Source organism: Kitasatospora sp. NPDC049258, assembly GCF_040678895.1.
Classification (GTDB): Bacteria; Actinomycetota; Actinomycetes; order Streptomycetales; family Streptomycetaceae; genus Kitasatospora.
Genome location: NZ_JBFAQT010000015.1, coordinates 1 through 22906 on the forward strand (window position 1 = coordinate 1; position 22906 = coordinate 22906).

Below are 22906 nucleotides of genomic sequence, written 5' to 3' on the forward strand. Positions count from 1 at the left end.
ATGCTGCGCCTCGGTCGCCTTCTCGCTCGGACCCCGGCGGACCTGCTCCCGAAGCTCGTGCAGCTCGGCCACCCGCCCCCGCGCATCAGCGGGGGCGGTCTCCAGCTCCTCAAGGATGTCCATGCCGCGGACGGTAGGAACGGCATCTCGCGCCGCACTCGGCCGGCGCTCAAGGCACGCCGGACTCCCGGTGGAGGCAGGTCGGCCGACCGCGCGATCCGGTCGGCCGACCTGGGGTCGGGTCAGCCGACCACGTGGTCCAGCTCCATCGACAGCTCGGCCCCGGCCAGGTCGAGCCGGGTGTCCGCGGCCAGCACCGCGGCGTGCAACCGCTGCAGCCGCGCCGAGGGCTCGATGCCGAGCTCGCCGACCAGCGTGTTGCGCAGCCGCTGGTAGGTCTCCAGGGCCTGCCAGGAGCGGCCGGAACGGTACTGCGCCAGGATCAGCTGGGCGTGCAGGCCCTCGTGCATCGGCCGCTGCGCGGAGAGCATGGTCAGCTCGCTGAGCAGCACGGCGTGCCGGCCCAGCCGCAGGTCGGCCGAGATCCGGCTCTCCAGCGCGCCCAGCCTGGCCTCCTCCAGCTGCAGCACCTCGATCTCCAGCACCCGGCCGACCTGGATGTCCACCAGCGCCGGCCCGCGCCACAGCGCGAGCGCCTGGCCGAGCAGCTTCGAGGCGGACAGGTCGTCGTGCGCGGCGAGCGCGGTGCGCCCCAGTGCGAGCAGCCGCTCGAACTCGGAGCTGTCCACCTCACCGGGCTGGACGTCCAGCAGGTAGCCGCCGTAGCGGGTGACCAGGATCTCCTTGGCCGTGGAGGACTGCTCGGCGTGGAACGCCGTGCCGAGCTTCCGGCGCAGCTGGAGGATGTAGGTCTGGAGCGTGGTGGAGGCACTGCGCGGAGGATGGTCGCCCCAGATCTCCTCCATCAGGGTGGGTACGGTCACCACCTGGTTCGCCTGGAGAGCCAGCAGCGCGAGGATCTGCCGTGGCTTCGCGGCGCTTGGTGCGAAGGAGGTCTCCTGCTCCTGCGCGACGAACGGGCCCAGAAGTTTGATCTGCATGGATCCGCCTCCCTTCCATTACTGGCCAGCACCGGGGAATCACTCCGGAGAGCGTCGCACGCGGGCGGTGGCCGGCAACAGTGAGATCTTCACGGATCGGGCGGGAATCACGACACGCGAACGCCATGCGATTCTCACGCCGCGCACATGACGGATCCACTGTCCACGGCGGGGTCGAATCACACAGACTTCCGTGCCGTACCCACTGTGAGAGCACCGGCCGACCCTAACAACGGAGTAGCCCCCGTGACCGCACTCGCCGTTTCAGCCGCACCGTCCAGCACCGGCCTCGAATGCGACTGGCGTTTCGCCGAACTGGTCATCGCAGCCCACCTCGACCCGGCCCTGCGCACCCGCTACACCGCCGAACCCGCCCCGGTCCTGGCCGAGTTCGGAATCTCCCTGCCGCTCGGCGCGCCGATCCCGGCGCTCGCGCCGGCCACCGCCGCGCAGTTCACGATCGAGGACCTGGACCGCATCGAGGTCCTCGCCGACTTCTGCTTCTGCACCGTCGACAGTGAGCTCTGAGCCGGAGCTCAGAGCCCTTCCCACGACCGGCCCGCGGGTACTGGCGTTCCGACGCCACCTGCGGGCCGAGGTCGTCGTGGGCAAGGGTGCGTACCTGATCTCGGAGCGGGGCACCACCCGCCTGCGCGGTGCGCACGTGGAAGCGGTGGCCCCCCTGCTGGACGGCACCCGCGACCTGCCCTCGCTGCTGCGCGAGGCCGGCGACCGCGCCTCGGCCGCGGAGATCGGTGAGCTGCTCGGCTCGCTCTCCGCCGCCGGCCTGGTCAGTTACCGGCCCGCCGACCAGCCCGGACGGGATCCGCGGGCCGAGGCCTTCTGGGAGCTGGCCGGCCTCGACGGCACCAGCTCCTCGGCCCGCGTCGGCGCCGCCCAGGTCCGGATCCTGGCGGTCGGCCGGGACGACGAGGCCGCCGTCCGCCCGGCGTTCGAGGCGGCCGGACTGCGCTGCGTGAGCTCGGACTCCCCCACCGCGGCGGAGCTGACCGTGGTGGTGTGCGACGACTACCTGGCGCCCGCGCTGCGCCGGATCGACCTGGCCCAGCGGGCCGCCGGCCGGCCCTGGCTGATCGCCAAGCCGACCGGGTCGGTGGTCTGGTCGGGGCCGGTGCTCACCCCGGACGGCGGCGCCTGCTGGCAGTGCCTGGCCCACCGGCTGCGCGCCAACCGGGTGCACGAGCTGACCGTCCAGCACGCGCTGGGGATGGCCGAACCACCGCTCGGCCCGGAGGCCTCGCTCGGCGCCACCCGCGCCATCGGCCTCCAACTCGCCGCCCTGCAGGCCGCCAAGTGGCTGGCCGGGCAGCCCGGCCCGCAGCGCCAGGAGATCCACACCCTGGACACCCTGGGCCTGCGGGCCGAGCAGCACGCGGTGCTCCGCCGACCGCAGTGCGCCACCTGCGGCACCCCGGGCGCCGGTGCGGCCAGGATGCTGGAGCCGGTCGTGCTGCGGGCCGCCCGCAAGGTCTCCACCACCGGGAACGGCCACCGGCACCTGACCCCGCAACAGGTGCTGGACCGCTACGGCCACCTGGTGAGCCCGGTCTCCGGGGTGGTCCAGGCGATCACCCGGGCCGAGGCCCCCGCGCTGCTGCACTCCTTCACCGCGCGCACCTGCACCGTGCCGGTCGGCCGGGCCCCGCTGCGCCGCGAGAGCGGCGGCAAGGGCGCCACCGAACTCGACGCCCGGGTCAGCGCGCTGTGCGAGGCGCTGGAGCGCGAGTCCGGACGGCTGCACGGCGACGAGCCGCGGATCAGGGACTCGCTGCGCGGGCTCGGCGAGATCGCCCTGCACCCCAACCGCTGCCAGCTCTACCACGAGCGGCAGTACCGCGACCGGGCCCAGTGGAACGCCGCGCACGGCAGCTACCAGCGGGTCACCGAACCGCTGGACGAGCGCACCCCGATCGACTGGACCCCGGTCTGGTCGCTGACCGGCGGCCGCCGGCGGCTGCTGCCGACCTCGCTGCTGTTCTACGGCTCGCAGCCGTCCGGCGAGGGCTCCCGCTACGCCCGGGCCGACTCCAACGGCTGCGCCGCCGGGGGCAGTCTGGAGGACGCCGTGCTGCAGGGCTTCCTGGAACTGGTCGAGCGGGACGCGGTGGCGCTCTGGTGGTACAACCGGACCCGCCAGCCGGCGGTGGACCTCGCCGCCCTGGGCGACCCGTGGATCGGCGAGGTCGCCCGGCTGCACCGCCGGCAGGGCCGTGAACTCTGGGTCCTGGACCTCACCGCCGACCTCGGCGTCCCGGTGGTGGCCGCACTCTCCCGGCGGGTCAAGGGGCCCACCGAGGACATCCTGTTCGGCTTCGGCGCGCACTACGACCTCGCGTCGGCCGTCCGCCGGGCCGTCGCCGAGGTCAACCAGCTGCTCCCGGCGGTCGCCCCGGCCGTCCCCGGCGGTCCGCCGCGCTACTCCCTGCGGGACCCGGCCGCCCTGCACTGGTGGCGGACCGCGACCGTCGCCCGCCACCCGTACCTGCTCCCCGACCCGGCGCGGGCCGCCGTCCGCCCGCACGAGCGGCCGTCACCGGCCGGCACCGACCTGCGCGCCGACGTGGAGACCGCCGGCGAACTGGTCCGCCGACACGGCATGGAGCTGCTGGTGCTCGACCAGACCAGGCTGGACATCGGGCTGCCGGTGGTCCGGGTGATCGTGCCCGGCCTGCGGCACTTCTGGGCCCGCTTCGCCCCCGGCCGGCTCTACGACGTGCCGGTCCGGCTCGGGCGGCTGGCGGAGCCGACGCCCTATGAACGGCTCAACCCCGTACCGTTGTTCGTGTGAGCGCGGTCCGCCCACGGGTGGTTCGTGGGAGACTTGAGCGAGACTCGACCGAGACCCTCGATAGTGGGCCATTCGCACACTGCCTACCCCGGAGAGCCCCATGGACGTACCGGCCGGAGGCTCCGCGCCGGAGCTTCAGCGCCTCTGGTCGCTCCGCGAGGACGTCGATGTCGAATTCGAGGAGGGGCCGGACGGGGACGCCCTGTTACGCAACCGCTGGTCGACCGTGCGGCTGGCCCGGCCCGACCGGGCCGGCCGCGAGGCGCTGCGCCGGATGACCTTCGGGCCGATCTCGCTGGACAACATCCTCAGCGGCGCGGAGCGCGGCTCCCGGGCCCGGCTCGACGATCTGCTGGGCCGCATCCAGCACCTGACGATCCGTTCGGTCGGGTTGACCGACAGCGAGCTGCCGCTGCTGTCGGTCGTCCCGATCTCGCCGCGGGCGGAGCTGGAGCAGGTCGGGGTCGGGCCCGACCGGCCGATCCGGCTCTCCCGGTTCGCCGTGCTGTCCGGCGCCGGGCGCGGTCTCACCCTGGAGTCGCCGCTCTCGCTGTTCCGGGTGCTCGCGCACCGGCCGGCCGCCGCCGCCCTGCTCGGCGCGCTCGGCTGGACCACCACCCTGGCCGAGCTGACCGCCGCCCTGCCGTTCCCGGCCGCGGCCGTCCGGGAGGCGGTCGAGCACCTGCTGGGGGCGGGGCTCGCGGTCGGCGGCCACCCGGGGCCGGAGGGCTGCGCCGCCGTCTTCGCCGAGGACACCGATCCGGTGCTGGCCACCTGGGCACCGGTGGACCTGCTGTTCCACACCCGCAGCACGATCGGCCGGCACGACAACGACTTCGGCGCCACCTATGCGCACGCCAACCGGCTGGCCCCCGAGCCGGCCGTCCGCCCGGTGCCGGCCGGCCGCCGCTTCGCACTCCCGCTGCCCTCGGCGACCGACCGGGCCGAGCCGCCGTTCGCCGCCGTGGTGGAGCGGCCGCCGCAACCGGTCGACTGCGCCCCGCCCACGGCCCGGCTGACCCTGACCCAGCTGGGCGAGCTCTTGTACCGCTCGGCGCGGATCCGCGCGGTCTCCAAGGACCCGTCCGGCCCGCCCGAGTACGAGATCAGCGAGCGGCCGTACACCAGCTTCGGCGGGACACATCCGCTGGAGCTGTACGTCTCGGTGGACAGCTGCGCGGGCCTGCCCCGCGGGGTGTTCCACTACGACCCCGCACGGCACCGGCTGACCCTGCTCACCGAGGACCGGGACGTGCTCGCCAAGGTGCTCTCCTGCAGCAGGGTGGCGGCCGGGCTGGCCGGCCCGCCACCGCTGGTGATCACCCTGACCGCCCGGTTCGCGCGGGCCGCCTGGAAGTTCAGCGGGCAGAGCTACGCGCTGGTGCTGCGCGACACCGGCGCCGCCCTGCAGACCCTCGAACTGGTCGCGGCCGCGATGGGCCTGGCGACCGCGCCGCTGGCCGCCGCCGACATCGAGGCGGGCGCCCGGGTCTCCGGCGTCGACTGGCGGGCCGAGTCCTCGGTCGGCCAACTGGTGGTCGGCCCGGCGGCCGCCCCCGCGGCACCGGGAAGCTCGTACCATCCCTGGAACCATGGTGTCTGACGGTCTCTCACCCCGTACGCTCGGTCCTCAGATGCGTCTGATCGGAGGATCCGGACCAGTGGCGAGGGACGACATGGCCGATGACGAGGGGATCCGGCGGGAGCCGGCACCGATGTTCGCGCTGGGGATCCTCTACTCGGCGCTGCTCGCCTATCTGGTGCAGGTCTCGGTCAACCTGGTGGTGATCCGCCCGGGCAGCCCCGGCCTGGTGCTGGGCATCGCGAGCTTCATCGTGATCTGCGGCTGCCAGCTGATCCACTCGCTGCCGCAGGCGAAGAAGGTCCGGCGAAGATTCGGCCGGCTGACGCTGGCCCTGCAGGCCGTGCTGACCTACCTGCCGATCCTGCTCTTCGGCGCGGTCTGGGGCGCCGCCGGCGGCTTCCTGGCCGCCTCCGGGCTGATGCTGCTGGAGGGGTTCTGGGCCTGGCTCTGGTACTCCCTGGTGGTCCTCTCGATGTCCGGCGTGGCGCTGGCCTACCAGGCCAAGCCGCAGGACGTCGTCTACGTCACGATCTCCACCCTGCTGAGCGGCCTGATGATGTACGGACTGAGCCGGCTGGTCACGCTGGTGGTCGAACTGCACCGGGCACGAGGCCAGTTGGCCCGGCTGGCGGTGGCCCAGGAGCGGCTGAGGTTCGCCCGGGACCTGCACGACCTGCTCGGCTACAGCCTCTCCGCGATCACCTTGAAGAGCGAGGTCGCGATCCGGCTGGTGCACAACAACCCCGGCCGGGCGGTCGAGGAGCTCACCTCGGTGCTGGGCATCTCCCGCCAGGCCCTGGCCGACGTCCGCGCGGTGGCCCGCGGCTACCGCGACATGTCGCTGGCCGGCGAGGCCGAGTCGGCCCGGGGCATGCTGGCGGCCGCCGACATCGTGGTGGAGACCCGGATCGAGTGCGCCGACCTGCCGGGCGTGGTCGACACCACGCTGGCCACCGTGCTGCGCGAGGCGGTCACCAACATGCTCCGGCACAGCAAGGTCGAGCGCTGCGACATCGAGGTCACCGAGCAGGGCCCGGACATCCGGCTGCGGATCGTCAACGACGGGGTGCCCGACCGGCACCGCCAGCGCGCCCGGGTGGTCGGCCAGTTGCCCGGCGCCCGGACCTCCGGCGAGGAGGGCGGCAGCGGTCTGGGGAACCTGGAGAACCGGCTGGCCGCGATCGGCGGCACGCTGCTGGCCGGCGTCCAGCAGGACGGCACCTTCCAGGTGGTCGCCCTGGTGCCGCTGGCCCAGCAGACCGATCTGCGCAGCGTCTCCTGACCCTCGATCGGTCACCGCTGCGGTCGGACGGTCTGCCGGGCCTGGTCCTGCCGAGCCCTGGTCCTGCCGAGCCTTGGTCCTGCCGAGCCCTGGTCCTGCCGAGCCTGGTCCGGGGCCGCTCAGCTCAGCCAGCCCGCCTCGTCCGCGAGCCGGATCGCGTCCACCCGGTTGCGGGCGTTCAGCTTGGTGACGATGTTGGTCAGGTAGTTGCGCACGGTGCCGGCCGACAGGAACAGCCCGGCGGCGATCTCCACCACCTCGGCGCCCTGCGCGGCCATCCGGAGCACCTGCACCTCCCGGTTGGTCAGCGGGCAGTCGCCCGAGTCCCAGGCGGCCATGGCGAGTTGCGGGTCGATCACGCGCTCGCCGGCGGCCACCTTGCGGATCGCCTTGGCCAGTTCCTCCGGCGGCGCGTCCTTCAGGATGAAGCCGGACACCTTGGCGGCCATCGCCCGCCGCAGGGTGCCCGGCCGGCCGAGGCTGGTCAGGATCAGCGCCCGGCAGGACGGCAGCCGCTCCCGCAGCAGGGTCGCGGCGGTCAGGCCGTCCACCCCCGGCAGGTCGATGTCCAGCACCGCGATGTCCGGGCGGTGGGCGAGCGCCTGCGGCAGGATCTGGTCGCCGTGGTCCACCTCGGACACCACCTCGATGTCCGGTTCCATACCTAACAGCGCCACCAGCGCCCCCCGGACCATGTTCATGTCCTCGGCAAGCAGTATCCGAATCACTTGGCCCCGGCCCCCGTCCGCGCACCGGCTCACAGACGTCTGCCTCCGACACCGGTACCGCTTCGAATCGGTCTGGCTTGTGCGACCGCCAGAGGTGCGATTCTAGTCAGGAGATCGCGGCAAGCAACCTTCTGATCACACTCCGAAAGCTACCCCTGGCGGGTGGGGCCGATCAGAGCGTCGACCAGCCCGTCGTCGAGCATGGTGGCGGCCGCGATGTCCGGTGTCTCGTCGAACCCGGCGTCGAACAGCGCCACGCTCACCGTGTAGCCGGTGACGGCCCAGGTGCCGAAGCTCCACTCACCGCCGGTGCCGGGCGAACCGTCCGGGCGCAGCACCTGCACCCGCTCCGCGCCCGGCGCGAAGCCGAACTCGGTGAAGCGGAACCGCAGTCCCTGCCCGATCGCCTTGCTGTAGGCCTCCTTGAGGGTCCACAGCCGCACCAGCGCCGGATTGCGCAGCTCGGGGTCGATCAGCTCCAGCTGGGCCGCCTCGTGCGGGGTGCAGATCTGCTTCTCCGCCCCGGTGCCGAGCAGCGTGCGGCCGGCCAGCTCGGCGTCCACGCCGATCCAGCCCCGCCGGGTCAGCCCCACCACCAGCAGGTCCTCGGTGTGGCTGAGGCTGATGTCGACCTGGTCGCAGCCGCGCAGGTACGGCCGGCCGCCGAGCTTGTACGCCAGGTCCACCGTCTCCGGCGGCGCCTGCAGGGCGGCGCCGGCCGCGGTCTTCAGCAGCAGCCGGGAGGCCAGGAAGCGGCCCCTGACCTGCTCGTGGGACATCGCCTGGTACCTGGCCCAGTCGCGGCCGAGCACCGCCCGGTCACCCGGGTAGTCCTCCTCCGCCGCCGGCGGCTCGGCGGCCTGCGCCCCCGGCATCCAGTCGCCGAGGGTGGCCACCAGCACGGCGCTGCCGCGGCGGGTGAGCGACTCCCGGATCTCGTCCCAGCCGCCGTCCCGGCCGCGGTGCACCGGGATCGGGCGCCCGATCGCGGAGCTCGGGCCCAGCACCGGCATCACGGCCGGTCCTCGGCGGCCAGCTCGGCCAGGTACTCGGCCAGCGTCGAGCAGCTCACCAGGCTGTCCACCATCTCGGCCAGCGAGAGCTCGCCCAGCTCCGGGAAGCGCAGCTCGATCCGGTACTTGAGCTGCATCAGCATCACCGAGTCGAAGCCGAGGTCGTCGTAGAAGCGGGCGTCCACCGGCACCGCGGGATGCCCGCCGCCCAGCACCGCGGCCGCCTCCTGGACGATCTCGACCAGCAGCTCGGCCGGCCGCTCCAGCACAGCACTCATCGCGCACTCCCTCGTTCAAGGTCGGTCATGGTCACGGCTCCTGAGATGCGATCAGTCCGCCGGCACCGCGGCGGTCGGGTCGTCGTAGAGGTCGAAGCTGCCGCCCGCCGCGTAGCGCCGCAGCAGCTCCTCCAGCACCCGGCCCTCGGCACCCGGCGCCGGGCGGCCCGGCAGCCCCAGGCCCAGCCGGCGGCAGATCCGCAGCAGGGCGAGCACCACCCAGTCGGGCCGGGCCAGGAACTCGTCCGGCCCGCCCCGCTGGTGCCGCCAGACACCGAGCGCCGAGGCCGCCGCGAGCAGCAACGAGTACCGGTCCATCAGCGCGTAGCTGCGCGGGTCGGCCAGGTCGTCGCGGCGCCGGCCGGCCAGGCTCCGGGCGGCCGCGCGCAGTTCGTGCAGCTCCGCGGCGAGCGTGCGGACCAGGGTCTCCAGCACCTCGCGGTGCTCCCCCGCCGCGGCCACCGCGGTGGAGCCGGCCGCGAAGTCCGCCAGCTCGGCGAGCAGCGGATCCCCGGTGCCGGCGACGCCGAGCCGGCCGGTGTCCAGCGGGGGCAGGTCGTCCCGCAGCCGGAACAGCGCCGGGCCGGGCGCCTCCTCGACCAGCCAGGCGTGCTCGGCCAGCACCGGCAGCCGGGGGATGACGGTCGACTGGCAGGCCGCCGTCCCGGAGTGGCCGAGGCTGGTGATCGGCAGGTCGCGGACCTGCTTCTGGAAGATCCCGTACGCCCCGGAGCGCTCGTACAGGCTGGAGCCGAGCAGCACCGAGAGGTCGTAGACGGTGTCGCTGAGCAGGATCGGCAGCAGGTACTTGGTGGCCGCCGCGTACACCCCGGTGGCCTCCGGGTGCAGGTGCACCGCGCGGGTGCTGGTCAGCGCCAGGCTGTCGCAGACCAGCAGGTCGGCGAAGGAGCCGGCCAGGCTCGCCCTGGCCTGCGGCACCCGCAGCACCGGCCGGCCGTGCACCCCGCGCTCGATCGCGAACCGCAGCGCGGTGCGCAGCGCCGTGTCGACCCCGGCGAGCACCATCGAGGGCAGCACACTGCGGGTCAACTGGAAGGAGCTGAGGGCGAGTCGGACGCCGTCGCCCCAGCCGCCGAGCAGCGCCTCGCGGGGCACCGGGCAGTCGGTGAAGGCCAGCCCGCTCATGGTGCAGCCGCGCAGGCCGACGGTGGGGAAGCGGTCCAGGTCGCGCACCCGGTCGGTGGGCAGCGCGGCGCGTTCCAGCAGGACGGCGGAGTGGCTGCGGCTGCCGGGCCGGTCGTCGGTGCGGCAGAAGACCACCAGCGCCCCGGCGTGCTCGGCGTTGACGATCACCCGCTTGGCACCGTCCAGGCGCAGCGTGCCGTCCTCCTCGGTCAGGCTGAACTCGTCCCGCAGGAAGGCGTTCCCGTGCGCCAGGTCGCGGTAGGCGACGGCCACCCGCCCGCCGGCCAGCAGCAGGTCGGCGGTGCGGCGCTGCTGCTCCTCGGTGCCGGCCGCCCAGACCGAGACGGCGGCCAGGAAGGAGCCGGCGCCGAAGCCGACCCCGAGCGAAGGGTCCCGCCGGAAGACCGGCCGGAGCATCCGGGCGAGCACGTCCGCCCGGTCGAAGCGCCCGCCGAGCCGCTGCGGCACGAACTCCGCGCAGAGCCCCAGCGCGTGCAGCAGCCGCTCCGCCTCGGCGGGCAGCTCGCTGCGGTCGTCGGCCTCCAGCACGGCGCGGTGGCCGTACGGGTTGGCCGGGTCCCAGGGGTCGCCGAGGGCGCTCTCCAGCTCGGCGATCCGGCGGGCGACGGCGCTCTCGGCCGCGCGGGTGCCGACGGCGGTGCTCATCGCCCCACCTCCGACTGCACCAGGCCGCCGGCCACCAGCTGGGCCACCGCGGGGTCGACCACCTGGTGCAGGGCCTGCAGGCGGCCGGACAGGAAGAGCCGGCGCATGGTGCCGCGTTCCAGCTTCCCGCTGGTGGTGCGCCGGACGGTGCCGGGGCGGACCAGCAGCACGTTGCCCGCCCGCACCTCGAACTCCCGGGAGACGCACTGGCGCACGTTCATGTTCAGCCGGGCCAGGTCGACGTCGAACCGGCCCCCGGTCCTGACCTCCTGCACCACCACCACGTGCGGCCGGCCGGGCTCCACCTCGAACACCACCCCGGGCCCGAAGGAGCTGCTGAGCTGCTGCACCGCGCGTTCGATGTCCTGCGGGTAGAGATTCCGCCCGGCCACCACCAGCAGCTCCTTGATCCGACCGGTGACGAACAGCTCGCCGTCCCGCAGCACCCCGAGGTCGCCGGTGCGCAGGTAGCCCTCGTCGCCCTCGGCGGTCACCGCGCGGAAGGTCTCCGCGGTCTCCAGCGGGCGCTTCCAGTAGCCCTGCGCGATGCCCTCGCCGCGCAGCCAGATCTCGCCGACCTTGCCCTCCGGCAGCACCCGGCGGCTGGTCGGGTCGACGATCCGCAGGGTGAGCGCGTCCGGCGCGGGCCGGCCGCAGCTGACCAGGGTGCGCGCCGGGCGGCCCTGGACCGGCTGGACGAACTGGTGCTTCTCCAGCGAGGCCGCGTCCACCACCCGCTGGGTGGGCGCGGTGGCGTGGCCGCTGGGCCGCGCGGTGGCCAGCAGGGTGGCCTCGGCCAGACCGTAGGCCGGGACGAAGGCGGAGGCCCGGAAGCCGACCTGGGCGAACCGCTGGGCGAAGGCCCGCAGGGTGTCGGCCCGGACCTGCTCGGCGCCGCTCACCGCGGTCGTCCAGCCGGACAGGTCGAGCCCGGCCAGGTGGCGGTCCGCGATCCGGCGCACGCACAGCTCGTAGCCGAGGTCCGGGCCGCCGCTGACGGTGATCCCGTACCGGGTGATGGCCTCCAGCCAGCGCGCCGGGCGCCGGATCAGCAGGTCGGTCGGCAGCAGCACGCCGGTGCCGCCCAGCCAGAGCGGGTGCAGCAGCTGGCCGACCAGCCCCATGTCGTGGTGGTACGGCAGCCAGCCGCCGACCGTGGAGTCGCGGTCGGTGCGCAGCACGGCGGAGATCGCCCGCTGGTTGGCGAGCAGGTTGCGGTGCGTGACCATCACGCCGCGCGGGTCCCGGGTGGAGCCGGAGGTGTACTGCAGCATGGCGAGGCCGTCGGCCGCCCCGGCGGGCCGTCGCCAGTCCGCGGCATCCGGCAGGACGGCACCGTCCAGGGCCAGGCAGGACACCTCGCCGTGCCCGGCGACGGCGGCCATCAGCGAGATGTCGGGGGCCGAGCGACGGTCCGTCAGGATCAGCTGCGGCGCAGCGTCCTTGATCATTCCGAGGGTGCGCTCGTCGTTGCCGCGGCGGCCGTTCGGAGCCGGCCCCGGCACCGCGACCACACCGGCGTACAGGCAGGCCAGGAAGGAGACGGCGAACCGCTCGGCGTTCGCCTGGAGGATCAGCACCCGCTCGCCGGCGAGCCGTCTGTCCTGGAGCCAGGCCGCCAGCCGGCGGGCCGCGGTGTCCAGCTCCGCGTAGTCCATCCGCCGGTCGGTGAGCCGGTACTCGCGCCGGGCGGGCGCCGGGTGCTCGATCCCGGCCGGTACGGCCAGGGCCGGCAGCCGCACCCGCCCGACCGCCGCGGCCCCGACCGGCTCCTCCCGCAGGAACACCAAGGCATCCTTCTCCGGCTGCTGCGCGGCGTGCCGCAGCAGTACGTCGGTGAAGGTCTCGTTCTCCGACATCGCTTCCCTCCCTGGCCGTGGTGTCCGGCGCGGCTCCTCAGGCCTGCGCTGCGCACCGGCAGCCCGCCCCGTCGGGGGTCAGGATCAGCGCAGCTGCTCGACTCCCTCTCGACTGCGGGGCGGGCCCGGGTGGACGGGTGGTGGTCGCCCGGCCACGGTGTGCTGACGGTGCATGAGCGGTGGCCCGGTTGCGGGTGATCCACCCCGGCCGAACCATGGAGGGGTGCCCGGATACCTGCGCCACCCCCACCTGCGCGGCGACCTGCTGACCTTCACCGCCGAGGACGACGTGTGGGCGGCCCCGCTGGCGGCGGACGGCACGGTGGGACGGGCCTGGCGGATCAGCTGCGACCGCACCAGGGTCAGCCACCCGCGGCTGTCCCCGGACGGGGCGACCATCGCCTGGACCGGCTGGCAGACGATCGCCCCCGAGGTGTGGACCGCCCCCTCGGCGGGCGGCGAGGCCGTCCGGCTGACCTACTGGGGCAGCAGCGACACCCGGGTGCGCGGCTGGCTGCCGGACGGCGAGGTGCTGGCGGTCACCTCGTACGGCGAGCCCTTCGCCCACTACACCTGGGCCTACGCGCTGCCGCCGGACGGCTCGCCGGGCCGCCGGATGCCCTGGGGGCCGGTCGCCGACGCGCAGCTGAGCGCCGAGCAAACGGTGCTGCTGACCGCCTCCGCGCCGCACGAGCCGGCCGCCTGGAAGCGCTACCGGGGCGGCGCCACCGGCCGGCTCTGGCTGGACCGCACCCCGCTGCTGCCCGGTCTCCCCGGCCATCTGGCCTCGCCGATGCCGGTCGGCGACCGGATCGCCTTCCTCTCCGACCACGAGGGCGTCGGCAACCTCTACTCCTGCCGGCCCGACGGCACCGATCTGCGCCGGCACACCGACCATGCCACCTACTACGCCCGGGAGGCCGCCGGTGACGGTACCCGGGTCGTCTACCAGCACGCGGGCGACCTCTGGCTGCTGGACGGCCTGGACGCGCCCGCCCCGCGCCGGCTGGAGGTGCCGCTGGGCGGGGCCCGGGCGGGCCGCCGGCCGTACCAGGTGGTGGCCTCCTCGCACGTCAAGGACCTGGCCTGCGACGCCACCGGCCGGGCCGGGGTGATCAATGTGCGCGGCAGCCTGTACTGGCTGACCCACCGGGACGGGCCGGCCCGGGTGCTGGCCGACACCCCCGGGGTCCGGGCCCGGCTGCCGGTCCTGCTCGGGCACTCCGGCCAGGTCGCCTGGGTGAGCGACGCCGAGGGAGCGGACGCGGTCGAGCTGGCCCCGCTGCCGACCCGGGACGGCACCGAGCGGGCCGCGCCGCGCCGGATCGCCGCGGGCCTGATCGGCCGGGTGCTGGAGCTGGCCGCCAGCCCGGACGGCCGCACCCTGGCGGTGGCCGCCTCCGACGGGCGGCTGCTGCTGATCGACGCCGAGGACGGCGCGGTGCGGGAGGTGGTGGCCTGCGCCTTCGGCCCGGTCAGCAGCCCCTCGTTCGCCCCCGACTCGCAGTGGCTCACCTGGTCGCAGCCGGTGGCCGGCCGGTCACTGCGCTCGATCCAGCTGGCCCGGGTGGACGCGCCGCAGCGGACCTTGGACGTGACCGGCGGCCGGTTCGAGGACGAGCATCCGGTGTTCACCCGGGACGGCCGCTTCCTGGTCTTCCTGTCCTGGCGCGGCTTCGACCCGGTGCACGACGTGCACACCGGCGACCTCTCCTTCCCGCTGGGCTGCCGCCCGTACCTGGTGCCGCTGTCCGCCGACACCCCCTCCCCGTTCGCCGCGCCGGCGCAGGGCCGCCCGCCGGTCGGCCTGGACCCGGAGGAGGCCGTCGGCGACGGCACCGTCCGGGTCGACGAGGCGGGGCTGTCCAAGCGGCTGGTGCCGTTCCCGGTGATCGCCTCCAAGTACTCGGCGACGGCCGCGGTCCGCGGCGGGGTGGTCTGGCTGCGCTGGCCGATCTCCGGGGCGCTCGGCCAGACCTTCGCCAATCCGGCCGACACCTCCGGGCGCCCCGCGCTGGAGTACTTCGACCTGGCCCACGGCACCCGCAGCACGGTGGTCGACAAGCTGGACGGCTTCGCGGTCTCCGGTGACGGCAGCGCGGTGTCGGTCTTCTCGGCGGGCGGCCTCAAGCTGCACCAGCTGTCCTCCCCCAACTCCCCGCTGACGGTGGACCTCCGGCGGATCACCCACACCGTGCACCCGGCCGCCGAGTGGCGGCAGTCCTACCACGAGGCGGCCCGGATCGCCCGCGACCAGTTCTGGGACGCCGGCATGTGCGGCCTCGACTGGGCCGCGCTGACCGCCCAGTACGAGCCGCTGCTGGACCGGATCGCCTCCCCCGACGACTTCGCCGACCTGCTGCGCGAGCTGCTCGGGGAGCTCGGCACCTCGCACGCGTACGTCACGCCCGCCCGGCGCGGCGAGGGCCCGTCCCCGGTGCTGCACCTGCTCGGCCTGCTCGCCGCCAACGCGCACCGCGCCCCGGACGGCCGCTGGCTGGTGGACCGGATCCTGCTCGGCGAGTCCTCCGACCCCAGGGCCCGGGCGCCGCTGGCCGGTTACGGCATCGAGGACGGTGACGAGCTGCTCGCGGTGGACGGCCGCCCGCCGGATCCGGTGCGCGGTCCGGCGCCGCTGCTGGCCGGCAGCGGCGGCACCACGGTCGAGCTCACCTTCCGCCGGGGCGAGCGGATCCGGCGGATCGCGGTGACCCCGCTGACCGACGAACGGCCGATCCGCTACCAGGACTGGGTGACCAAACGCCGCCGGCTGGTCCGGGAGTTCAGCGACGGGCGGTGCGGCTACCTGCACATCCCCGACCTCGGCGGCTCGGGCTGGGCGCAGTTCAACCGGGATCTGCGCAGCGAGCTCGCCAAGCCCGCCGTGGTGCTGGACGTGCGCGGCAACGCCGGCGGCAACGTCTCCGAGCTGGTGCTGGAGAAGCTCAACCGTCGGGTGCTGGCCTGGGACTTCACCCGCGGCAGGCACCCGGTCCGCTGGCCCAGGGACGCTCCGCGCGGCCCGGTGGTGGCCCTCGCCGACCACGCCACCAGCTCGGACGGCGACGTCATCATCACCGCGATCCGGCTGCTGGGCCTGGGCCCGGTGGTGGGCACCCGCACCTGGGGCGGGGTGGTCGGGATGACCGGCCGGCACACGCTGGGTGACGGCACCCAGATCTCGGTGCCCAAGAACGCCTCCTGGTTCACCGGCGGGGTCGGCTTCTCGGTGGAGAACCACGGGGTGGAGCCGGATGTCGAGGTGGTCCGCGGCCCGCAGGACTGGGCCCGCCGCGAGTACCCCGACCTGACCACCGCCGTCGAGCTGGCCCTGGGCCTGCTGGCCGAGCACCCGGCCGCCGGCCCGCCGCCGGACGACGCTCCCCGCCCCGACCTGCGGCGCCCCCCGCTGCCGCCGCGCTGAAGGCCGCCCCCGGCGTTCCGGGGGCGGTACGGCCGGGGCCGATCAGTCGAGGGGGTCGCCCTCGGCGGTCATGTCGGCGGCGGCCCGCCGGTCCTCCTCGGCCTGCTGGGCCTGCTGCCGTGCGCGTTCGGCCCGGTCCCCGAAGGCGTCCGCGGCCTCGTCGTGCGCGAGCGCCCCGCGCTCACCCGGGCTGACCATCTCGTGCGCCTTGGACCGGAACCTGTCGAAGATGCCCATCGCTCTCTGCTCCTCCGGCTAGTCGGACGGCGGAATCCCCTTCACTCTCACACCACCCCGCCACCCATGCCACCGGGGCCGCCCCACCCATCGGCCCGCCGGCCCTCGGCACCCCGGGACACGGCCGGGTACAGGACGAACCGGGCCCCGCGCAGCGTGTGCCGCGGGGCCCGGCTTCGATACGGGTGCGGGGTCAGCCGCTGATGCTGGGGGTGCCGGTCTCCAGGTGGCCGGTGAAGCGCTGGGACCAGGTGGTGTCGGTGTTGACGGTGACCGTGAAGTCGTACCAGCCGTTCTGGTAGGCGACCGCGTTGAAGTAGTCGCTCACGTTGCCGCCGGCCGGGACGGTGTAGGTCCACGGGCCGTCGGTGCGGTAGAAGTTCGAGGTGATGGTGAAGGTCACCGGGGCGGTGCCCGCGTTGGCGAGCTTGAACCAGACGGCCAGCTTGCCGGTGGTCGGGGCGTCCGCGTAGGAGGCGGTGACCGAGACCGTCTTGCCGGCCTTGGTGGCGTCGCCCTTGAAACGCCGCAGGAAGCGGTTGGGGCCGACCACGCTCAGGTCGTACGGGCCGTTGCCGAAGTTCGCGCCGCAGTTGAAGAAGTCGCTCTGGTCGGTGCCCGGGTCCACCGTGTACTGCCAGGGGCCGCCGCTGCGGTAGGCGTTGGCGTAGGCCGCGAAGTGCGCCGTGTTGGTCGCCGCCGCGCCGCGGTTCTCCATCTTCAGCCAGACCTTCATGACGTTGCCGGAGGCGAACTCCAGGTGGTCCAGGTTGGCGTTCGGCTGGTACGGCACCGCGCGGGCCGGGCGGGTACCGGCCTCCTGAAGCGGGAGCGCGTTGTTGACCGGCGCCGGGTTGGGCAGCGGGCCGCAGGCGGACAGGCCGATGGTGCCGTCCGTGTTGGGCAGGGCGGGCAGCCCGTACACCGGGTTGGCGAAGTCGAAGACGCTGGTGAGGTCGCCGCAGACCTTGCGGCGCCAGGCGCTGATGTTGGGGGTGGTGGCGGGCTTGCCGATGGCAGCCGTCCACTTCTCCAGGAAGCGCAGCACCGAGGTGTGGTCGAAGACCTCGGAGCTGACCCAGCCGCCGCGGGTCCACGGCGAGATCGCGATCAGCGGGACCCGGAAGCCGAGCCCGATGTTGGTGCCGCTGTAGAACTCGCCGGCGGTGCCGGCGGGGGCGGTGGGCGGCGGGACGTGATCGAAGAAGCCGTCGTTCTCGTCGTAGTTGAGGAACATGACGGAGGAGTTGAAGACATCCGGGTTGGCGTTGAGCGCGTCGATCACCATGTGCACGAAGTGCGCGCCGTCGGTCGGGGTGGCGTACGGGTGCTCGGAGGAGGCCTCGTCGGCGACCACCCAGGAGACCTGCGGGAGGGTGCCGTTCAGCACGTCGGCGCGGATCGCGGCGGCGATGTCGTTGGGGGTCTTCCCGGTGACCTTGGGCACCGACCCCATGCCCTTGACCGCCAGCGGGCTGCCGGCCGGGGCGCCGGAGAAGGTGTTGAAGTAGGCCAGTGCGTTGTCACCGTAGTTGTCGGCGGCGTTCTGGTAGACCTTCCAGCTGACGCCGGCCCGCTCCAGGGCCTCGGCGTAGGTCTCCCAGCGCAGGTTGGACTCGTCGCCGCCGTCGTACGCGGGGCCGCCGGCGGCGCCGGCCGGGTCGATCTGGCCGCTCCAGTGGTAGGTGCGGTTGGGGCCGGTGGCGCTCAGCACCGAACAGAAGTAGGCGTCGCAGATGGTCCAGTTGTCGGCCAGCGCGTAGTGGAACGGGATGTCGTCGCGGGTCAGGTGGCCGAGGGTGCGGACGTTGCCCTTGGCGGCGACCCAGGCGTCCATCTTTCCGCCGTTCCACGCCTTGTGCTGGTCGGACCAGCCGTGCGCGAGGTCGCCGTTGCACTGGGCGAGGCGCTCGGGGTCGGCGCCGCCGGCCGGCTTGGTGGCGCTGAACTGCCAGGGGTACTGCCGGCCGAGGCCGTTCGGCTGGTTGAAGACGCTGTAGCCGCCCGCGATCTGGATGGCGCTGCGGTCGGCGAAGCCCCGGACGCCCTTGAGCATGCCGAAGTAGTGGTCGAAGCTGCGGTTCTCCTGCATCAGGATCACGATGTGCTTGGCGTCCACGATGGTGCCCGTGGTGCTCGGCGCGGCGGCCTCGGCCGACGCGGTGGCGGCGGTGACGGTGCCGCCCGCCACCGCTGCCCCGGCCGCCGCGCTCGCCGACAGCGCCATGAACTTCCTACGACTCAGCTCAGCCATCCGAACCGCCGCCCTCTCAGGAGTTGTGCACACAGGTTTGCACTCACCGAACGCGGTGCATCCTGGCCCAGTCGGGCGCGGAAGGCCATGACTTTGCAGGAAGGCTTGTTGGACTGTTCGCCCGTGCGTCGTCGGGCGACCCGGGGGTGAACGGACGGGTCAGTCGTCCTTCACAACGATGCCGAGCGCCTGGGCGAACTGCGGCGCCAGCTCGAAGAGTTGGTGTGTGGAGATCAGCGCGCCGCGCAGCCCCAGGTGGCCGTCGGCCAGCCCGAGCCGGACCGCCCCGCGCAGGTCGGTGCGGGTCAGCGCGGCCCCGCCGAGCCGGACCTCCTCCAGGGTGGAGCCCGGGAAGGCCACGTCGGTCATCCTGGCCTCGCCGAAGTCGACGTCGCGCAGCAGGCAGTCCTCGAACACCACGTCCCGCAGGGTGGCCCCGCGCAGGTTGACGGCCTCCAGCTTGCACTGACGGAAGACCACCCGGCGCAGCGCGGCGCCGTACCAGGCGACGCCGGCGAGCACCGTGCCGAGCAGCGCGCTGTCCTGCCAGTCGCTGTCGGCGAAGTCGGTGGCGACCAGCCGACTGCTGTGCATCCAGGCCTCGTTGAAGGAGGAGCGGCGCAGCTTGGCGCCGTCGAACTGCGCCCCGGTGAAGGCGCACTCCAGGAAGCCCGCACCGGCGGCCGGACCGGTCTGCTCCAGGCCGTCGAACAGGACGGTGTCGTAGCGCCGGTCGGGCCGCAGCGGGCCGGTGTGCGGCTGCAGGAGGTGGGCGTACGGCAGCTGGTCCAGCTCGTCGGGAGCGGCGGGGACGCTGGGCATGGGGTGGCTCGTTCCGGTCGGCGACGGGGCCGGGCCATCCTCGCACCCGGCACCGACAACCCGGCCGCGACAGCCCGGCCGCGGCCGCTCAGCGCGCCGCGAGCGCCCGCCCCTCCCGCGCGTACAGCACCAGCCCGACCGCGACCGTCGCGGCCGCCACCAGCCCCGCCAGCAGCACCCCGGCCTGCCCGGCGAAGGTGCAGCCGAGCACCGCCGCCGCGGCGAGCGGCAGCACCGCCTGGCCGACCCCCTGCTTGGTGTGCCGGGAGTGCAGCAGCCAGACCGTGAGCAGGTAGACCGCCGCGGGCACGGTGACCGCCGCGGTGGCCGCCTCGGCCGAGATGTGCGCCTGCCCGACGGCGTACTCGACCGCCACCTCCAGGCCGGCCCCGATCGCGGCCGCCGAGCCGAGCACCAGGTAGTGGCCGTAGCCCCAGAGGAAGGCCTGCCGGTTGGAGCGCAGGTGCTCGTGGATCGGCCGGGCGAAGTAGATCCACCAGGCGGCGAAGCAGAGCAGGATCCCGCCGCCGGCGATCGGCAGCAGCTCGCCGAGGGCCTCGTGCTCGTCCAGCGCGGACTGGATGGCGACGGTCGCGGCGGAGACCGTCTCGCCGAGCACGATCAGGGTGAACAGGCCGTAGCGCTCGGCGATGTGGTGCGGGTGCCAGGTGCTCTGGGTATGCCGCTCGGCGAACACCGGGACGGACAGCTCCAGCGCGATGCCGATCGGGACCACGTACGGGCGGGTGCTCGCCGGGACCAGCAGCATCAGCGCCCAGCCGACCTGGCAGACGGTGATCCCGGCGGCGTACCGCAGCGCCATCACCCGGGCCCCGCCGCTCTCGCCGCGGGCGGCGCGCAGCCACTGGGTGACCATCGCGAGGCGCATCACCACGTAGCCGACCACCGAGAGCGTCAGGTCCTGGTCGTCGAACATCCGCGGGACCCCGGCCGCGAGGATCAGCACACCGGTGATCTGCACCAGGGTGGTGATCCGGTACGGCACGTCGTCCACGTCGTAGGCGGAGGCGAACCAGGTGAAGTTCATCCAGGCCCACCAGATCGCGAAGAACGCGAAGGCGTAGCCGACCAGGCCGTTGGCGAGGTGGTCCTCGGTGACGGAGTGCGCGAGCTGCCCGCCGGCCTGGGCCACCGCGACCACGAAGCAGAGGTCGAAGAAGAGCTCCAACGGGGTGGCGGCGCGGTGGGGTTCGTCCCGGCGGCGGGGGACCATCCGCCGGACCGGCCGGGCGTCCCCGGCGAACGGGTCGACGCCGGCCGGGGCAGGGCGGTGCGGGGCGCCGCGGTCCGGGTCGGGCAGGGCGGCTTCGCTGGTCATCGGATCGCCTTCGCAGGGGGAGAGCTGACCCCGCGATCCTGGCAGCAGCGCCGCCCGCGCGCACGCATCCGCGCGGCACGCCGAACTGTCCCGTTGCACCCGTTTTGACCAGTCGTCAGGCAGAGTTGACGGTGCAGTGCGCGATCCGGGTGACAGCTCGACGGCTCCCGGGCGCGCCCTGCGCGCGGTGTCCCGTCCACCCCGGGCGGGCCGATAGATTCCACGCCAAGTGGAACGACGACACGGGCGGTCTGCGGGCAACGCGGAAGGTCAAGGCGGACGGCGTGGACACGGGGGCGGCTTCGCCGGATCCCGCGCCCACGCCTGAACTCCTCGTGATCACCGCGCTGCTCGCCAGCGCCGCCGGTCGCTCGCCCCGGCCGCGGGCCCGGGAGCGGGCCCGGGAGCGGGCGTCGGCGAGATGGGCTACTTCTCCCAGCCGACCGAGGTGATGACCGTGTCGGCGAGGCTGCCGGCCCCGAAGTTGGCCAGGCCCTTGCGGACCGCCACGATGCTCGGCCGCTGGTACAGCTCGACGGTGTGCGCGAGCTCCCAGATCTTCACGTCCGCCTGGTTGTAGAGCTTGGCCGCCTCGGTCGGGTCCAGCGCGCCGGCCGCCTTGCGCAGCAGCGAGTCGATCTCCGGGGTGCTCAGCTTCGAGTAGTTGCCGAACACGTTGTCGCCCTGCGGGGCCCGGTAGATCGGCACCGTCTTGGAGAGCGGGAAGGAGCCGGTGTTGCGCCAGCTCGCCAGGTCGAACTTGCCCTCGTTGATGTACTTGGAGAAGTACTCCTTGCTGGGCACCTTGTCGACCGAGAGCTTCACCCCGACCTGCTGGAGCATGCTCTGCACGGCCGCGGCCAGGTCGGACTGCGCCTGCGTGGAGCCGTCGCTCATCACGTAGTGCAGCTCCAGCGGCTTGCCGTCCTTGCTGCGCACCCCGCCGGCGTCCTTCCAACCGGCCGTGTCCAGCAGCTGCTTGGCGGCGGCCGGGTCGTACTTCACCCAGTCGCCCGCGTTGGCCTGGTAGCCCTTCTGGTTGGTCATGAAGAGGTGGTTGTCCAGCGGCTTGAACTCCACCGGGACGCCCTGGTTGACGATCTTGATCAGCGAGGCCCGGTCGAGCGCCTTGCCGAGCGCCTGGCGCACCCCTTGGTCGGCGAGCGCGCCGTTGCCGCCGAAGGAGATGTGCACCTCGTCCCAGGGGGTGCCGGTGCGGATCGCCGCGTCCTTGGAGTCCTTGAGCTGGCCGTACGCGGTGGCGGTGCCGGCCGAGGCGAAGTCCACCTCGTTGTTGAGGAAGGCCTGGGTGATGGCGGCGGAGTCCAGCACCCGGTAGGTGATCTTGTCCAGCTTGGGCTTGGGGCCCCACCAGTCGGGGTTGGGGACCAGCGTGATGGTCTGCGCGGTCTTGTCCGAGTTTCCGATCTTGAACGGGCCGCCGTAGATCGGGACCTGCTCGATCCAGCCCTCGTTGAAGGCCTGCGGGGTGGCGATGCCGGCGGCCGGGAGCAGCGGGCTGAACAGGCTCTGCCAGTCCGCGTACGGCTCGCTGAAGGTGACCTTCACCTCGCTCGGATCGGCGCCCTGCTCCACCGCGGAGATCTGCTCGTAGCCCGAGGAGTCCGACAGGTTGTAGGCCGGGTCCTTGCCGTTGGAGGCCTGCCAGACCGCCTTGAAGTCCTGGTAGCTCAGCTGCTTGCCGTCCGACCACTTGGCCTTGGGATTGAGCTTGTAGGTGATCACCTGGGGCGAGGTGGAGGTGACCTTGGCCGACTCCAGGTACTCCGGGACGGGCTGGTAGACGCCCTTGGCGTCGGAGCGGAAGATCCTCGCCTCGACGTAGCCCATGATCTCGACCGCGTCGCCGTAGGTGCCGTCGACCTGGTACGGGTTCCACTGGGTGATCCACTGCTGCAGCGGCTCGCGCAGCTCCCCGCCGTCCTTGATCTTGTCCAAGGGCTGCGGGTTGTTGTCCTCCGCGTCCTGGGTCGGCGCCACCGTCTTGGCCACGTCGTTCGCCGAGCCGCCGGCCGAGCTGCTGCAGGCGGTGGCGGCCAGCACCACGGCGACGGCGGCGGCCGCGGCACGGCCGAATCTGCGGGTGGCGAGCGATGCGTCCATCAGGAAGTTCCCCGGGGTCTCGAAGAGTCGACGGCCGCCAGGTGTGGCGACACTTGAACGTGGGCAGCCAAGTCGGTGCCGACAGGCAGAACGTAACAGCGGATCAAGTCGACTACCAGGGGGCGGTGTTCAGATCTGATCCAACCGAAACGGGCCGCAACACCGCCGCAACATCCCGTCTGCACCCGTCTGATCCACTGTGACCTGGGCGTTCTCCCACCCGGTCGAACCGCCTCGCAGCGCAACCCCTGGACGGCCGACCCGCAGTGCCGTACAACT

At 73.5% G+C, this 22906-nt stretch carries 16 protein-coding genes; 5 read left to right on the plus strand and 11 right to left on the minus strand.

All coding sequences use genetic code 11. From position 1 onward, the window contains the following. Positions 1-242: 242 nt before the first annotated feature. Entirely contained in the window at positions 243-1061 is an 819-nt protein-coding gene (locus tag AB0K43_RS15210; protein WP_363639709.1) for an AfsR/SARP family transcriptional regulator, read from the minus strand. A gap of 246 nt (positions 1062-1307) precedes the next feature. Here AB0K43_RS15210 and AB0K43_RS15215 point away from each other — a divergent pair, with 246 nt between their 5' ends. From AB0K43_RS15215 to AB0K43_RS15230, 4 genes are all read left to right on the plus strand, one after another. Continuing rightward, on the plus strand, positions 1308-1589 hold the full coding sequence (locus AB0K43_RS15215) for a hypothetical protein (RefSeq protein WP_363639711.1): 282 nt from the start codon (positions 1308-1310) through the stop codon (positions 1587-1589). Beyond that, a complete protein-coding gene (locus tag AB0K43_RS15220; protein ID WP_363639713.1) occupies positions 1579-3870 on the plus strand; it encodes a TOMM precursor leader peptide-binding protein in 2292 nt (763 codons plus the stop codon). Before AB0K43_RS15215 ends, AB0K43_RS15220 begins: the two co-directional genes overlap by 11 nt. Before the next feature lie 100 nt (positions 3871-3970). Continuing rightward, entirely contained in the window at positions 3971-5473 is a 1503-nt protein-coding gene (locus AB0K43_RS15225) for a SagB family peptide dehydrogenase (RefSeq protein WP_363639715.1), read from the plus strand. A gap of 58 nt (positions 5474-5531) precedes the next feature. After that, positions 5532-6737, plus strand: coding sequence for a histidine kinase (locus AB0K43_RS15230; protein ID WP_363639717.1), 1206 nt, complete (start codon positions 5532-5534; stop codon positions 6735-6737). Between the two features lie 119 nt (positions 6738-6856). On the opposite strand, the gene AB0K43_RS15235 is transcribed toward AB0K43_RS15230, so the two are convergent. The 5 genes from AB0K43_RS15235 to AB0K43_RS15255 form a co-directional block, all read right to left on the minus strand. Continuing rightward, positions 6857-7465 (minus strand): response regulator transcription factor, encoded by a 609-nt coding sequence (locus tag AB0K43_RS15235; RefSeq protein WP_363639719.1) that lies wholly within the window; start codon positions 7463-7465, stop codon positions 6857-6859. A gap of 149 nt (positions 7466-7614) precedes the next feature. Beyond that, positions 7615-8478: a 4'-phosphopantetheinyl transferase superfamily protein gene (locus AB0K43_RS15240; protein WP_363639721.1), complete on the minus strand. Its 864-nt coding sequence runs from the start codon at positions 8476-8478 to the stop codon at positions 7615-7617. Then, positions 8478-8756, minus strand: a complete 279-nt coding sequence (locus AB0K43_RS15245; RefSeq protein WP_363639723.1) for an acyl carrier protein — start codon at positions 8754-8756, stop codon at positions 8478-8480. Before AB0K43_RS15245 ends, AB0K43_RS15240 begins: the two co-directional genes overlap by 1 nt. A 51-nt stretch (positions 8757-8807) precedes the next feature. Next, complete coding sequence (locus AB0K43_RS15250; RefSeq protein WP_363639725.1) at positions 8808-10568, minus strand: acyl-CoA dehydrogenase family protein; 1761 nt, start codon at positions 10566-10568, stop codon at positions 8808-8810. Beyond that, on the minus strand, positions 10565-12427 hold the full coding sequence (locus tag AB0K43_RS15255) for a fatty acyl-AMP ligase (RefSeq protein ID WP_363639727.1): 1863 nt from the start codon (positions 12425-12427) through the stop codon (positions 10565-10567). The genes AB0K43_RS15250 and AB0K43_RS15255 overlap by 4 nt, the downstream gene beginning before the upstream one ends. A 223-nt stretch (positions 12428-12650) precedes the next feature. On the opposite strand from AB0K43_RS15255, the gene AB0K43_RS15260 reads away from it, so the two are divergent. Next, positions 12651-15851: a S41 family peptidase gene (locus AB0K43_RS15260; protein ID WP_363639728.1), complete on the plus strand. Its 3201-nt coding sequence runs from the start codon at positions 12651-12653 to the stop codon at positions 15849-15851. Between the two features lie 42 nt (positions 15852-15893). On the opposite strand, the gene AB0K43_RS15265 is transcribed toward AB0K43_RS15260, so the two are convergent. From AB0K43_RS15265 to AB0K43_RS15285, 5 genes are all read right to left on the minus strand, one after another. Then, the gene (locus AB0K43_RS15265) at positions 15894-16088 is read right to left on the minus strand and encodes a hypothetical protein (protein ID WP_363639730.1); all 195 of its coding nucleotides are present in this window, start codon (positions 16086-16088) and stop codon (positions 15894-15896) included. Positions 16089-16281: 193 nt separating this feature from the next. Next, the gene (locus AB0K43_RS15270; RefSeq protein WP_363639732.1) at positions 16282-18342 is read right to left on the minus strand and encodes a phosphocholine-specific phospholipase C; all 2061 of its coding nucleotides are present in this window, start codon (positions 18340-18342) and stop codon (positions 16282-16284) included. A gap of 159 nt (positions 18343-18501) precedes the next feature. Continuing rightward, positions 18502-19164, minus strand: a complete 663-nt coding sequence (locus AB0K43_RS15275; protein WP_363639734.1) for a pentapeptide repeat-containing protein — start codon at positions 19162-19164, stop codon at positions 18502-18504. Between the two features lie 88 nt (positions 19165-19252). Beyond that, positions 19253-20398: a low temperature requirement protein A gene (locus AB0K43_RS15280; protein WP_363639957.1), complete on the minus strand. Its 1146-nt coding sequence runs from the start codon at positions 20396-20398 to the stop codon at positions 19253-19255. A gap of 531 nt (positions 20399-20929) precedes the next feature. After that, on the minus strand, positions 20930-22627 hold the full coding sequence (locus tag AB0K43_RS15285) for an ABC transporter family substrate-binding protein (RefSeq protein WP_363639736.1): 1698 nt from the start codon (positions 22625-22627) through the stop codon (positions 20930-20932). Positions 22628-22906: the final 279 nt, after the last annotated feature.

Excerpts from the sequence above, each read along its gene's own strand:
- AB0K43_RS15210 (WP_363639709.1), bottom strand. The coding sequence starts at position 1,061 with ATGCAGATCAAACTTCTGGGCCCGTTCGTCGCGCAGGAGCAGGAGACC.
- AB0K43_RS15225 (WP_363639715.1), top strand. The coding sequence starts at position 3,971 with ATGGACGTACCGGCCGGAGGCTCCGCGCCGGAGCTTCAGCGCCTCTGG.
- AB0K43_RS15240 (WP_363639721.1), bottom strand. The coding sequence starts at position 8,478 with ATGCCGGTGCTGGGCCCGAGCTCCGCGATCGGGCGCCCGATCCCGGTG.
- AB0K43_RS15245 (WP_363639723.1), bottom strand. The coding sequence starts at position 8,756 with ATGAGTGCTGTGCTGGAGCGGCCGGCCGAGCTGCTGGTCGAGATCGTC.
- AB0K43_RS15250 (WP_363639725.1), bottom strand. The coding sequence starts at position 10,568 with ATGAGCACCGCCGTCGGCACCCGCGCGGCCGAGAGCGCCGTCGCCCGC.
- AB0K43_RS15255 (WP_363639727.1), bottom strand. The coding sequence starts at position 12,427 with ATGTCGGAGAACGAGACCTTCACCGACGTACTGCTGCGGCACGCCGCG.
- AB0K43_RS15265 (WP_363639730.1), bottom strand. The coding sequence starts at position 16,088 with ATGGGCATCTTCGACAGGTTCCGGTCCAAGGCGCACGAGATGGTCAGC.
- AB0K43_RS15270 (WP_363639732.1), bottom strand. The coding sequence starts at position 18,342 with ATGGCTGAGCTGAGTCGTAGGAAGTTCATGGCGCTGTCGGCGAGCGCG.
- AB0K43_RS15275 (WP_363639734.1), bottom strand. The coding sequence starts at position 19,164 with ATGCCCAGCGTCCCCGCCGCTCCCGACGAGCTGGACCAGCTGCCGTAC.
- AB0K43_RS15280 (WP_363639957.1), bottom strand. The coding sequence starts at position 20,398 with ATGGTCCCCCGCCGCCGGGACGAACCCCACCGCGCCGCCACCCCGTTG.
- AB0K43_RS15285 (WP_363639736.1), bottom strand. The coding sequence starts at position 22,627 with ATGGACGCATCGCTCGCCACCCGCAGATTCGGCCGTGCCGCGGCCGCC.